Source organism: Sulfitobacter noctilucae, from assembly GCF_000622365.1.
In the GTDB taxonomy this organism is placed as follows: domain Bacteria; phylum Pseudomonadota; class Alphaproteobacteria; order Rhodobacterales; family Rhodobacteraceae; genus Sulfitobacter; species Sulfitobacter noctilucae.
This window is the reverse complement of the sequence record NZ_JASC01000014.1, coordinates 384,577-397,273: the sequence shown is the minus strand read 5'-3', so window position 1 is coordinate 397,273 and position 12,697 is coordinate 384,577. Positions and strand designations below refer to the sequence as shown.

Genomic DNA, 12,697 nt, shown 5'->3' with positions numbered 1-12,697 from the left:
CTTCAATCGAACCGGAAATGCGCCGCTACCTGCCGGGTATGCGGCGCATTTCTATGCTCGAACAGATAGATACCCTGCCATGTGCCCAGACGCATCTGGCCATTCATCACAGGAATAGAAAGACTGACCGGCAGCATCGCCGCTTTGATGTGCGCGGGCATATCGTCAGGGCCTTCGTAGGTGTGCGTCAGATACGCCATCGACGGGTCCGTGGTCGGTGGTACGAGACGGTGGAAGAACGCTGTCAGATCACCTTGGACCTCTGGGTCGGCATTTTCCTGTATAAGAAGTGACGCAGACGTATGGCGGACCAGAAGGGTGAGCATACCGTCGCCCTTCGGCAGCCAATCCGCCACAATATGCGTAAATTCATACAGACCCTGACCACGTGTGGCGATTTCAAAGGTTGTTTGCATCGCCTCTTCCGGTCACTTGGTCGAGCGTGTGAAAGCGTCCCGGCAAAACCTGCGGGCATGAGCGGATTTAACTGTCGCACCGGCCTCCTTCACAGTAAGCGTATTGCGCGGCTGCGCGGCGGGCAAACCATCATTGCTGAGCGAAAAAGTAACGCCATCACGTCCCGGCGACGTGAGGCTCGGCCCGCGTGGCCGCTTGAGATAAATGGCTGTCGTTTCCGGCAAACCGGACCGTCGCTCCACAAAGGTTGCAGCGCCGCACCAGAATTCGGCAGCGCCGAAATTCACCCGCTGGACCACTTCAAAGTCAGTGTCGTTGAGCCGGTTGATCACTATCAGATCTTCCTCGGTTTGCGTGCTTGCCTGTGCCATTCCCAACATTAAGGCGGCGCATGTGGTTGCACACAGAAAAGACCGCAACATCAGCCGTCACCACGGCGAAAGAAGATGTCTTCGACTTCAATCGTGTAATCCTTGCAGAACTGGAAGGCGTGAAGGATCGGCAGGCCCAACCCAGGTGTTCTGACGCTGACCGAATAGGATCGCTTTGGCCCATCCGGCAAGGTTGACGCGTCCAGCGTGAAGACCGCGCCCGTGCGCCCGCTTACTGTGACCGAAGGACCGCGCGGCGTTTTGACATAAAGCCGACCATCCGTATCGTTGAGCGGGCCGTTCACCAGATAATCCGCCGCCGCGCACCACATCCCGCGCGCGCCCAGCCCGTTCGATTCAATAACTTCAAAATCCGTTTGGCTGATGGGAATGACCTGCAAATGGTTCACAGCTTCAAAGCTGCGCACCTGCGCGGTTGCATGAAACGCGCCCGTTATTAAAATTGCAGTCAGGAGTGTTGTGAAATGACGTCGCATGGTCCGGCCTCCAGTTTTACTGTGTATCTCAGATAGACCGTGCCGGGATCAGGTCAAAATCACGGCTGCGTCAGAAATGAAAAAGGCGGGCCATTTGCCCGCCTTCCAAGTCTCATTGCCTTAGCGACCAATCATTGGTCAAGGAACGATCGCAGTTTGCGCGACCGGCTTGGGTGCTTAAGCTTGCGCAAAGCCTTGGCTTCGATCTGGCGGATACGTTCGCGCGTTACGCTAAACTGCTGCCCGACTTCTTCCAGCGTGTGATCGGTGTTCATGCCGATGCCAAAACGCATACGCAGCACGCGTTCCTCACGCGGGGTGAGCGAGGCGAGAACCCGTGTTGTCGTCTCCTTGAGGTTTTCCTGAATGGCGCTGTCCAAAGGCAGCACGGCATTCTTGTCCTCGATGAAGTCGCCCAGCTGGCTATCTTCTTCGTCGCCGATTGGCGTTTCCAGAGAAATCGGTTCCTTGGCGATTTTCATCACCTTGCGCACTTTCTCAAGCGGCATCTGCAGCTTTTCTGCCAGCTCTTCCGGCGTCGGCTCGCGGCCAATCTCGTGCAACATCTGCCGACCTGTGCGGACCAGCTTGTTGATCGTTTCGATCATGTGCACAGGAATACGGATCGTGCGTGCCTGATCGGCAATCGACCGGGTGATCGCCTGCCTGATCCACCATGTCGCATAGGTCGAGAATTTATAACCGCGGCGGTATTCGAACTTGTCCACCGCCTTCATCAAGCCGATGTTACCCTCTTGAATAAGATCAAGGAATTGCAGACCACGGTTCGTGTATTTCTTGGCGATCGAGATCACCAAACGCAGGTTCGCCTCGACCATTTCTTTCTTGGCCTGACGGGCTTCTTTCTCGCCCTTCTGGACCTGCTGCACGATACGGCGGAATTCAGGGATATCCAGACCGACATACTGTCCGACCTGCGCCATATCGGCACGCAGTTCTTCGACCTTTTCCGAAGAGCGTTCGATGAACATCTGCCAGCCACGACCTGACTTCTCGGCCATCCGCTCCATCCAGTTCGGATCAAGCTCATAGCCACGGTACGCCTCGACGAATTCGGAGCGGTTGATCCGCGCCTGGTCCGCCAGTTTTACCATCGCGGAATCAATCTGCATGATGCGACGGTTGATGCCATAAAGCTGGTCGATCAACGCCTCGATCCGGTTGTTGTGCAAGTGTAGTTCATTCACCAGCAGTACAATTTCCGACCGCAGTTTCTGGTACTTGCTTTCCTGCTTTTTCGTGAACGAATTATCTTCGTTCAGCGTAGCCGAGATACGGCTGTCCTGCATCTCGCTCAGCATCGCGTAATCGTCGGCGATGATATCCAGCGCTTCCAACACCTGCGGCTTGAGCGCGGCTTCCATCGCAGCAAGACTCATGTTGGCCTGTTCGTCTTCATCGTCATCGTCATCGCTGGCGATGGGATTGCCGTCTGCGTCCAGCTCTTGCTTGGGCTCTTCGGTCTTTGTCTCGGAGGTGTCGCCAGCAGTGGGCACAATGGGTGCTGTTGCCCCGTCTTCACCCAATTGGTCGCCAAAGGTCGCCTCAAGGTCGATCACATCGCGCAGCAGAATATCTTCGGACAGAAGTTCGTCGCGCCAGATTGTAATGGCCTGGAAAGTCAGCGGGCTTTCACAAAGCCCCGCGATCATCGTGTTGCGGCCCGCTTCGATGCGCTTCGCGATGGCGATCTCGCCCTCACGGCTCAGCAGTTCGACGCTGCCCATTTCGCGCAGGTACATGCGGACCGGATCATCGGTTCGATCCAGTTTCTCGGACGTACCCGACGAAAGCGCGACTTCCTTGGCACTATCGGTCGTCGCCAGATCGGTGCCGCCTTTGGCTTCTTCTTCTTCGGCTTCCTCGTCTTCGATGATATTGATGCCCATTTCGGACAACATCGACATCACGTCTTCGATCTGTTCCGAGGAAACCTGATCAGGTGGCAGCACCGTGTTCAGCTGATCATACGTGATATAGCCCTTTTCGCGGGCTTCCGAGATCATCTTCTTGACGGCGGCTTGGCTCATATCAAGCGAATGGCCGCTGTCGTTCTCGTCTCTCTTGGCGTCTTCGTTGGTATCTTTAGCGGCCATTCAATGTCCCTCCAGCGCCATCGCGCGAATCAGTAGATGTGATTCGGTGTTTCCGAATCATGCGGGTTTCGCAGTGATTCTTAAACCCGATATCCTGCTTTTTCATAAAGTACCTGCCAAAAGATCACGCCCAGCCCGCGACAGATCAGCTTTGGCCCTTCGACTTGTCAAACTTGATGGTTTCCAACAGCGTATCCCACGCGCTGCGTTCGTCTTTCGAGATACGGGCACCATTTTCGCCCAGATCGTATTCTGCCGTATCCTCCTGACCTGACCTTGTCGCCAGATCGGCTGCGCGCGCGGCCTCGCTCAACCGCCATGTCACGCCTTCATCCGCCACCCCGCTCAGATCTTCCATTGCTTCTGCGATTTCAGCATCCAACCCGCGTGCCGCTTCCAGTTTGGCCAGTTCCTCCGCCACGGTCAGGCTTGCCATCTCGATATCGCCGGGGTTGCGGACACAGGGTGTGATGGCAACGTGGCGCTGAGCCAGCAGATTTTCAAGGGCTCCTTCCCCCAGTGCGCTGGAAATCTTTTCATGCAACACATCTGACCCCTCATGCGCATGGCGCAACAGTAAGTCCCGCAACCGCCGGTGCGTGGCGTCTGCACAGGTCATTGCCTCCAGCCCGCTTTCGAAGTCATGGGTGATCTCGGGACATGTGGCAAAGGCTGCCAGCACCACGGCTTCGCGCAGATGCTCGGTGGTCTGCGCATCCCCCGCCACCCCTAGCACCGATGATTTCGCTGTGGTGCTGGCCTTGTAGGATGGCTCGTTCTTCCATGTGCCGCGCCCGCGTGCCACCGCCTGACGCCCGCCGGTTTGGGGGCGAAACAACTTCCAGCGCAGATCTTTGATTTCCTGGCCGTAATGGCTGCGGATCGACGGATCGCGGATCAGCATGATCTTGTCGCGCAGCGCTTTGTCGAGCGCGGCCTTACGCTCGGGACTGTCAAAAACGCGGCCCTCTGTCTCGCGCTGCCACAACAACTGTACCATCGGCACAGCCCCCTCAATCAACTTTTGAAACGCCCCCTTGCCAGCGGATTTCAACAGATCATCAGGATCCTGCCCTTCAGGCATCATCACAAACCGCAGCGACTTGCCCGCCTCGATCAAAGGCAATGCCAAGTCAATCAACCGCAAGGCGGCACGCTGCCCGGCCGTGTCCCCGTCCAGCGTGATGATCGGCTCGGGGTCAATGCGCCACAGCATCTGTAACTGGTTCTCGGTAATGGCTGTCCCGAGCGGGGCGACCGCCGCCTCAAACCCTGCCTGCTGCAAGGCGATCACATCCATATAGCCTTCGGCCACCAGCAAAGGCTGCCCCTTGCCCGCCGCCGTGCGCGCGTCTTTCACATTGTAAAGGCTACGGCCCTTGTCGAACAACTCCGTTTCGGGCGAATTGAGGTATTTGGCATTGTCATTGGGGTCCATCGCGCGTCCGCCAAAGGCAATCGCCCGCCCCCGCGCATCCCGAATGGGAAAGATGATCCGCCCGCGAAACGTGTCATATGGCTTGCCCCCCTTGGTCGAAGGTTTGGCCAACCCCGCCCCGAGGATCAGTTCATCCGCGATATTCTTGCCCTTCAGTGCATCCCAAAGCCCCTGCCAGCTTTCAGGCGCAAATCCGATCTCCCAACGCGCCAATGCCGCTTCATCCAGACCGCGCCGCGCCAGATAATCCCGTGCCTCTGTTGCCGCTCCGGTCTTGAGTTGCAGGCGAAACCAGCGCACCGCCAGTTCCGTCACATCCGCCAACTCCGTGCGTTTTTCCGCTTTCTCCTTCGCACGCGGATCTTGCTTGGGCACGGTCATCCCGGCCTCCCGCGCCAAAATCTCGACGGCTTCCATGAAGCCTACGTTTTCTGTCTCACGCACAAATGAAATAGCATCGCCTTTGGCGTGACAGCCGAAGCAATAATAAAATCCCTTGCGGTCATCGACGTGAAAACTGGCGGATTTTTCCTGGTGGAAGGGGCATGGTGCCCACATGTCACCCTTACCCTGATTGGACTTGCGCTGGTCCCATATGACCTTACGGCCCACAACCTGAGACAGGCTCGACCGTGTGCGCAATTCGTCCAAAAATCCGGGTGGCAAGCTCATGGTTCCATATATCGGACCCGCTCAATCAGAGTCCAGCCGCCCCAGCTTCACCCTTTTAGAAATACCCGACACTACAGGGGCAAAACAGCGCTACTGCTGCAAGCAAAGCTCGGTCCATGCTGCAGCTAAATCCTGCTCGCGAACATCGCGCATCTTCATTTCATAGACCCACGGCGTCAAAAGCGGGATCGCCGTATTGAAGTTCTCTGGCCATGTGGCGTTTTCCAAGACGCGTTCCTGTACTTTTCGTTCGCGCACACGGTCCAGCCGCGCCTGTTGGATCGCCGACACAACCGCCGCCTGATACCCGCAAGTCTCCACCTTCTCGGCGGACGCCTGCGCAATGGCAGGGGCACCCTGCACCGCCAGACCCAAAACGAAAACTGTACTCAACCGCATCATGATACACACTCCTTTACCAGCGCTCGCGCCATATTACTCGCGCGACGCGACCGCCGCCATAGCCTGTTTAAGATCATGCACCAAAGTGCCTGCCATCGACCGGAACACCATGATCCTGAACTGCTCCGTTCCCGCCTTTGTGATAGAAGCCGACATATGCATCACCTGCGTACGCACCGTCGCGCCGCGCTTGAACGCCGTGTCCCGCAGATCCACCGGCACCAGCCGCGCCAATACATCAACAGCGCCCGCCCCCTCCAGAGTGACCACAGCCCAGGCATCCGACTGATCCACCACCGCCGCCAGCTTGTCTAGCTTTCCATCCGGGTCCGGCCCGACCAACAGCGCCTCGCCCCGGCCGAACCAGATGCAACGCGCGCCCTCTTTACCCGTGCTGCGGCCCGGTGCAGGCCAGTCCATGCCATGTGCCGCCTTCAAGACCGCACCAAATTCCGAAGCGTCGCCGAAAGGCGACAATGAGGTCATACGCCCCGGTGCCACTTCTTTCAGCGTGACCGTTCCGATCGTCACCGGCAACAATCCCGCGCAGGGGCTCATCTCTTGCAACTCAACCACGCGCCCGCTCCCCTTCTGGATCGACAAACACGGGATGGCAAATCTCCACCTCTGTTTCAACGCCGCGCAGGTGATCGACAAGGCGAACCACCTCGCCCATTCGCGTTGGTCCGGCTGCAAAGAACCCCAGCCCGATCATCCGGCCCAGTTCCGGCGAATACCCGACCGAGGACACATGTCCCTTGGCATTCACCCGCACCGCCTCTGCCTCGCGCTCGAACAAATGCGCGCCGGCGGTCATCTCGCCTTCTGCGGAAACGGGCTTCAACCCGATGAGTTGCGGTCGCTCTGCATCCACAAGGCCGGGCCGCGCGGCCATCGCCTTGCCGATACAGTCCTTCTTGACCGAGATCATCCGCCCCATGCCCACATCGGATGCGGTTGCTCGCCCTTCAATCTCTGCATGGGTGATAAAGCCCTTCTCGATACGCAATACATTCAGCGCTTCCATCCCATATGGCCCACCGCCCAGCGCCTCGGCCCGTTTGACCAATTCATCGAACAAAGCCGCGCCAAAGCGTGAAGGCACCGCCACCTCATAGGCATGTTCACCAGAGAAAGAGATGCGGAACAACCGTCCCGCGACACCGCCAATCGACACATCACCGCAGGCCATAAACGGCCAGTTGTCATTGTCGATTTCCTTGTCCAGCAAACCGTTCAGCAGCTCCCGCGCCTTTGGCCCTGCGACGGCAAACTGCGCCCATTGCTCGGTCACGGATGTGAACGACACCGCCCATTCCGGATGCAAACACTGCGTTACAAATTCCAAATGCCGCATCACATTGCCCGCCGCCGCCGTGGTGGTGGTCATTACAAAGTGATGCTCTCCCAATCGCGCGGTGGTGCCATCGTCCATCACCATGCCATCCTCGCGCAGCATCAGACCATAACGCACGCGCCCCACCTTCAGGGTCGAAAACATATTGGTATAGACAAAGTCCAACAGCTTGCCCGCATCCGGCCCCTGAATATCAATCTTGCCCAGCGTGGAAACATCACAGACGCCAACCGCTTTGCGCACATATCCCACCTCGCGGTCACAGGATTGCCGCCAGGTCGTCTCGCCCGCTTTCGGGAAATAGCTGGGCCGATACCACAGCCCGGCCTCGATCATGGGCGCGCCCCTTTCAACGGTACGCTTGTGTGATGTCGTATGCCGCTCGGGCGCAAATCCATGCCCCTGTGCACCCGCGCCCATCGCCGCAATGGCCACCGGCGAATAGGGGGGCCTGAAAGTTGTCGTTCCGGTCTCGGGCATCCCACGCCCCGTCGCATCGGCCAGAATGGCTAGTGCCGCCACGTTTGAATTCTTGCCCTGATCGGTTGCCATGCCTTGCGTGGTATAGCGCTTCATATGCTCGACCGAGCGGAAGTTCTCGACCGCCGCCTGTTTGATATCCTTCACCGACACATCGTTCTGGAAATCGAGCCAGGCACGCCCCTTGCCCGCTACCGCCCAAAGCGGCACCAGCGCATAATCCGCATCTTCAGCCACCGGCACCTCGACGGCCACCGCCTTCTTCCCCAGGGCCTTTAGCGCCGCCGTGCCCGCATCCACCCCGTCGCTTAAGCAGCCGTGAGTGGAGAAGACGCCATTGCACGCCCCCGCGACCGTCATATTCGGGATCGCACCCGGCGGCGGAACAAAGCTCTGAATGTCCTCGCGCCAGGTGGGCCGCCCGTTCATGTAACACGTCAGATGCACCGTCGGATTCCAGCCGCCCGAGACCGCAAGGCAATCGACCTGAAGCGCTTCCTCGCCTGCCTCAGACCGCACCGTGATGCTCTCCAACGCTTTGCGCCCGCCGGTGTTGCAGACCACAGCGCCGGTGATCACCTGTCCGTCAAAGCCTTCGATCTCTGCCTCCGCGCGGCTGTCGATCAACGCAACCACATGCACGCCCGCTGCCATCAGATCACGCGCTGTGCGATGCGCGTCGTCGTTGTTGCCAAAGACCGCGACCCGCCTTCCAGGCGCAACGCCCCAACGGTTCAGATACGCGCGTACTGCGCCTGCTGTCATAATGCCGGGCCGGTCATTGTTCTGAAATGCAACGGGCCGCTCCAGGGCACCCGCCGCCAGGATCGAATGCTTTGCCGATATCCGCCAGAAAGCTTCAAGCGGTGCCCCGCCCCCCCGCTTCGAGGTGTGCTGGTTCACCCGTTCCAGCGCCCCGAACATACCACCATCGTAAGCACCGGTTACCGTGGTGCGCGGCATCAGGCGCACGTTATCCATCGCCGCAAGTTCCGCAACAATCCCCGCCGCCCAGAGCGCACCTGACTGATGGCCCACAGCTTCGCTTTCGGCATTCAGCCGCCCGCCCATCACGCTGTCCTCGTCAACAAGGATCACATCCGCCCCCGCCCGCGCCGCTGTCAGCGCGGCCATCAGGCCGGTTGGCCCCGCGCCGATCACCAGCAGGTCGCAGAACGCATAGGCGCGTTCATAGGTATCGGGATTACTCTCGCCACTCAGTGCGCCCAACCCTGCTGTCTTGCGGATCACCGGCTCATAGATGGCCTCCCAGAACCGCTTCGGCCACATGAAGGTTTTGTAGTAGAACCCTGCCCCCAGAAATGGTGCGGCCAGATCGTTCACCGCCATCACATCGACATCAAGGCTGGGCCAGGCATTCTGCGACCGCGTCACCAGCCCATCGTAAATCTCTTGCACCGTGGCGCGGACATTCGGTTCACGCCGCGCGCCCGTTCCCGTGGTGATCAGCGCATTCGGCTCCTCACTTCCGGCGGTCATGACGCCGCGGGGACGATGATACTTGAAGGACCGCCCCATCAGCGTCACACCATTGGCCAGAAGGGCCGAAGCGACAGTATCCCCCGCGAACCCGCGATAAGTTCGGCCATCAAAGCTGAAATGCACCGGCTTGCTGCGGTCGATCAATCCCTTACTCGCGACCCTCATGATGCTGCCTGCATGGCGCGTTTCACATCTGCGGCCATCTCCACTTTCGAGATCACATGGCTGACCGTGTCCCGCGTCACCACCAACCAGCTGCCGCAGCCGCCATCGTGCTGCCACAACTCCTCGGTTACACCTGCGGGGTTGTCGCGCAAATGCAGGTAGTTATCCCAGGCCACCTCTCCTGCGTCGGGTCCGGGCCGCGCCAGCATCACCGCCGCGCCTTGGTAATAGAACTCCCGCCGGTCCCGTGACCCACATAAAGGACAGTCAATTCTCACGCCACATCTCCCAATCGGGCTTGAGCCCGCTTTCTCTTTTTGGCCTTGTATACCGTCCGCATTCTCAACCCGCGCTAGTGCAGGTTATGCTGCGCACCAGTGGCCTCCTCGTCCATCAACCCGGCTCCGGTGCGGAACCGGTCCAGACGGAATTTCGCCGCCGGGGCATGGTGGTTTCCCGTTGCCATCAGATGGGCAAAACTGAACCCCGATCCCGGCACCGCTTTGAACCCGCCGTAGCACCAGCCGCAATCTATGAACAAACCTTCCGTGTCGGTCTTGTCGATGATCGGGCTGCCATCGGGGGTCATGTCCATAATCCCGCCCCAACTGCGCAAGACCTTCGCCTTGCCGATCATCGGCATCAGCGTCATGCCCGCCTCCATCACATGCTCCATCATCGGCATGTTCCCGCGGGAGGCATAAGAGGCGTAGAAATCCAGATCACCGCCGAACACCAAGCCGCCCTTGTCGGACTGGCTGATGTAAAAGTGACCCATGCCAAAGCTGACCACATGGTCGATGACAGGCTTCAGCCCTTCGGTCACAAAAGCCTGCAAAACATGACTTTCGATCGGAAGGCGCATGCCAGCCATCGCCGCCACCTGACCGGAACGCCCCGCAACCACGATGCCAACCTTCTTGGCCCGGATCGCGCCGCGTGTGGTCTGGACGCCTTTAACCACCCCGTTCTCGATGTTGATACCCGTCACTTCGCACTGCTGAATCAGGTCCACGCCGCGCTGGTCGGCCCCGCGGGCGTAGCCCCAGGCGACCGCATCATGCCGCGCCGTGCCGCCGCGCCGGTGTAACAGCCCGCCGTAGACCGGAAATCGGATGTTGTCGAAATCGAGATAAGGCAGCAAATGCCGCACGCCTTCGCGGTCCAACAGCTCCGCGTCATCGCCCTGGTTGATCATCATATTGCCGCGTCGCGCAAAGGCGTCGCGCTGGCCGTCGGAGTGAAACAGGTTGATGATCCCGCGTGCGGAATGCATCGCGTTGTAGTTCAGATCTTCTTCCAGACCCTCCCACAATTTCAGCGAATGCGAATAGAATTCCGAATTGCCCTGCTGGCCATAGTTCGCGCGCACGATGGTGGTGTTGCGCCCCACGTTGCCGCCACCCAGATAACCCTTTTCTAACACCGCGATATTGGTCATGCCGTGGTTCTTGGCGAGGTAGTAGGCCGTGGACAGCCCATGCCCGCCGCCACCGATGATCACCGCGTCATATTCGGCCTTGGGCTCCGGATCACGCCAATGCGGTGCCCAGCCCTTGTTGCCGGTCAAGCCTTCGCGCAACACGCGCCATCCTGAAAACCGCATCCAGTTACCCCCGATCCTATTCCCGCTACCCAAGCAGGCAACAAGATAAGTATCAATGGCAATCTGTCCGGGATTGGCGTTTCGCGGCGCGCACAGGTCCCTGCGCGACGTAAGGCCGCGCAGAGGTGATGATTTAGAAGGCTTTCGTCTTTGCTACAGCCCCTTGGCGCGGTAGCTGGCCGCCACCTTGTCGATGGAAACGAGATAGGCAGCCGTGCGCAGATCGCGCACATCCTCGCGCCCGTGCCAGACCTGCGCCATTGATTCATATGCTGTCGACATCGTGTCGTCCAACCCTGACCGGACCAGCTCCAGCTCGCCCGCACCGCGCAAATACTTCTCTTTGAAGTTCGGACTAAGCTGCCAGCCGATGCCGCTGTCCGCGCTCAGTCTTTCAAGCTCGTCTACAATGAGTTGATGGCGCGCTTCCTCTTGCCGGCGCTGCATCCTGCCAAAGCGGATGTGGCTCAGGTTCTTGACCCATTCGAAATAGCTGACCGTGACACCGCCCGCATTGGCATACATATCAGGCACGATCACCGTGCCCTTGTCGCGCAGGATTTCATCCGCGCCCGCAGTAACCGGGCCATTGGCGGCCTCGATGACCAGCGGAGCCTTGATGCGCTCGGCGTTGCCAAGATTGATCACCCCTTCCAGCGCTGCCGGGATCAGCACGTCACAATCGTTCTCCAGCAACCTTGCCCCGTCAGCTTCCAGCGTTGCATCAGGATAGCCGGTGATCGTGCCGTGCTTGGCGATCCATTGATAGACAGCCTCGACATCCAGCCCGCCTTCGTCATGCAATGCACCATCGCGTTCGATGATGGCGGTAATCCGGCATCCGTCTTCTTCGCTCAGGAATTTGGCGGCGTGATAGCCCACGTTGCCAAGCCCCTGCACAATCACCCGTTTGTCGCGCAGCGGTCCCTTCAGGCCCGCCTTGTCCAATCCCATCCCGTCGCGGAAGAACGCATGCAGGGCATATTGCACACCCCGGCCTGTGGCCTCGGTCCTGCCCTGAATGCCGCCGGCGTGGGTCGGCTTGCCGGTCACACAGGCAACACCGTTAATGTCCGTCGTGTTCATCCGCTTGTATTGGTCCGCGATCCAGGCCATCTCGCGTTCGCCTGTGCCCATGTCGGGGGCGGGCACGTTTTGCGCCGGGTTAATCATATCGCGTTTGATCAGCTCATAGGCAAAGCGGCGGGTAATCAGCTCAAGCTCGTGGTCGTCATAATCACGCGGATCAATGCAAAGCCCGCCTTTGGACCCGCCAAAGGGTGCCTCTACCAAAGCACATTTGTAGGTCATCAGCGCGGCCAGCGCCTCCACCTCGTTCTGATTGACGCCGAGTGAATACCGGATGCCGCCCTTGACCGGCTCCATGTGTTCGGAATGAACCGAACGGTAGCCTGTGAAGGTCTGGATCTTGCCGCGCAGTCGCACGCCAAAGCGCACCGTATAGGTGGCGTTGCAGACCCTGATTTTTTCCTCGAGGCCCGGCGGCAGGTCCATCAGGGCTACGGCGCGGTTGAACATGATGTCCACGCTGTCACGAAAACTTGGCTCGTTTGACGGCTGCATCGGAGGTCTCCTTTTGGATCGCGGCGACCGAAGTGCGCTGAATGCCATAATGTCGCCTTGTCGAATCTCTATCAAAGGCTTTTGCAAT

General features: G+C 59.2%; 11 protein-coding genes. All 11 read right to left on the bottom strand.

The window, feature by feature from the left end; all coding sequences use genetic code 11:
• Positions 1 to 2: 2 nt before the first annotated feature.
• The 11 genes from Z945_RS0112065 to Z945_RS0112015 all read right to left on the bottom strand — a co-directional run bounded on the left by Z945_RS0112065 (position 3) and on the right by Z945_RS0112015 (position 12,609).
• Positions 3 to 416, bottom strand: a complete 414-nt coding sequence (locus Z945_RS0112065; RefSeq protein WP_025052366.1) for a secondary thiamine-phosphate synthase enzyme YjbQ — start codon at positions 414 to 416, stop codon at positions 3 to 5.
• Positions 417 to 428: 12 nt separating this feature from the next.
• Positions 429 to 788 carry a hypothetical protein gene (locus Z945_RS20100; RefSeq protein ID WP_152541117.1) on the bottom strand — a complete coding sequence of 120 codons (360 nt, stop codon included), beginning with the start codon at positions 786 to 788 and terminating at the stop codon, positions 429 to 431.
• A 50-nt stretch (positions 789 to 838) separates the two neighbouring features.
• On the bottom strand, positions 839 to 1,285 hold the full coding sequence (locus Z945_RS0112055; RefSeq protein ID WP_025052364.1) for a hypothetical protein: 447 nt from the start codon (positions 1,283 to 1,285) through the stop codon (positions 839 to 841).
• Positions 1,286 to 1,416: 131 nt separating this feature from the next.
• A complete protein-coding gene (rpoD, locus tag Z945_RS0112050) occupies positions 1,417 to 3,402 on the bottom strand; it encodes an RNA polymerase sigma factor RpoD (RefSeq protein ID WP_025052363.1) in 1,986 nt (661 codons plus the stop codon).
• A 145-nt stretch (positions 3,403 to 3,547) separates the two neighbouring features.
• A complete protein-coding gene (gene dnaG / locus Z945_RS0112045) occupies positions 3,548 to 5,512 on the bottom strand; it encodes a DNA primase (protein WP_025052362.1) in 1,965 nt (654 codons plus the stop codon).
• 90 nt (positions 5,513 to 5,602) lie between these two features.
• A complete protein-coding gene (locus Z945_RS0112040; protein ID WP_025052361.1) occupies positions 5,603 to 5,914 on the bottom strand; it encodes a hypothetical protein in 312 nt (103 codons plus the stop codon).
• Positions 5,915 to 5,947: 33 nt separating this feature from the next.
• Positions 5,948 to 6,490, bottom strand: coding sequence for a sarcosine oxidase subunit gamma (locus Z945_RS0112035; RefSeq protein ID WP_025052360.1), 543 nt, complete (start codon positions 6,488 to 6,490; stop codon positions 5,948 to 5,950).
• Complete coding sequence (locus Z945_RS0112030) at positions 6,483 to 9,419, bottom strand: sarcosine oxidase subunit alpha family protein (RefSeq protein ID WP_025052359.1); 2,937 nt, start codon at positions 9,417 to 9,419, stop codon at positions 6,483 to 6,485. Before Z945_RS0112030 ends, Z945_RS0112035 begins: the two co-directional genes overlap by 8 nt.
• Positions 9,416 to 9,697 (bottom strand): sarcosine oxidase subunit delta, encoded by a 282-nt coding sequence (locus tag Z945_RS0112025; protein ID WP_025052358.1) that lies wholly within the window; start codon positions 9,695 to 9,697, stop codon positions 9,416 to 9,418. The genes Z945_RS0112030 and Z945_RS0112025 overlap by 4 nt, the downstream gene beginning before the upstream one ends.
• Before the next feature lie 74 nt (positions 9,698 to 9,771).
• Entirely contained in the window at positions 9,772 to 11,025 is a 1,254-nt protein-coding gene (locus Z945_RS0112020) for a sarcosine oxidase subunit beta family protein (RefSeq protein WP_025052357.1), read from the bottom strand.
• 153 nt (positions 11,026 to 11,178) lie between these two features.
• Positions 11,179 to 12,609 carry a Glu/Leu/Phe/Val family dehydrogenase gene (locus Z945_RS0112015; RefSeq protein ID WP_025052356.1) on the bottom strand — a complete coding sequence of 477 codons (1,431 nt, stop codon included), beginning with the start codon at positions 12,607 to 12,609 and terminating at the stop codon, positions 11,179 to 11,181.
• Between the last annotated feature and the right edge of the window lie 88 nt (positions 12,610 to 12,697).

What these genes read in the sequence shown, in the direction of transcription:
- Z945_RS0112065 (WP_025052366.1), bottom strand. Translation starts at nt 416, where the DNA reads ATGCAAACAACCTTTGAAATCGCCACACGTGGTCAGGGTCTGTATGAA.
- Z945_RS20100 (WP_152541117.1), bottom strand. Translation starts at nt 788, where the DNA reads ATGGCACAGGCAAGCACGCAAACCGAGGAAGATCTGATAGTGATCAAC.
- Z945_RS0112055 (WP_025052364.1), bottom strand. Translation starts at nt 1,285, where the DNA reads ATGCGACGTCATTTCACAACACTCCTGACTGCAATTTTAATAACGGGC.
- rpoD (WP_025052363.1), bottom strand. Translation starts at nt 3,402, where the DNA reads ATGGCCGCTAAAGATACCAACGAAGACGCCAAGAGAGACGAGAACGAC.
- dnaG (WP_025052362.1), bottom strand. Translation starts at nt 5,512, where the DNA reads ATGAGCTTGCCACCCGGATTTTTGGACGAATTGCGCACACGGTCGAGC.
- Z945_RS0112040 (WP_025052361.1), bottom strand. Translation starts at nt 5,914, where the DNA reads ATGATGCGGTTGAGTACAGTTTTCGTTTTGGGTCTGGCGGTGCAGGGT.
- Z945_RS0112030 (WP_025052359.1), bottom strand. Translation starts at nt 9,419, where the DNA reads ATGAGGGTCGCGAGTAAGGGATTGATCGACCGCAGCAAGCCGGTGCAT.
- Z945_RS0112020 (WP_025052357.1), bottom strand. Translation starts at nt 11,025, where the DNA reads ATGCGGTTTTCAGGATGGCGCGTGTTGCGCGAAGGCTTGACCGGCAAC.
- Z945_RS0112015 (WP_025052356.1), bottom strand. Translation starts at nt 12,609, where the DNA reads ATGCAGCCGTCAAACGAGCCAAGTTTTCGTGACAGCGTGGACATCATG.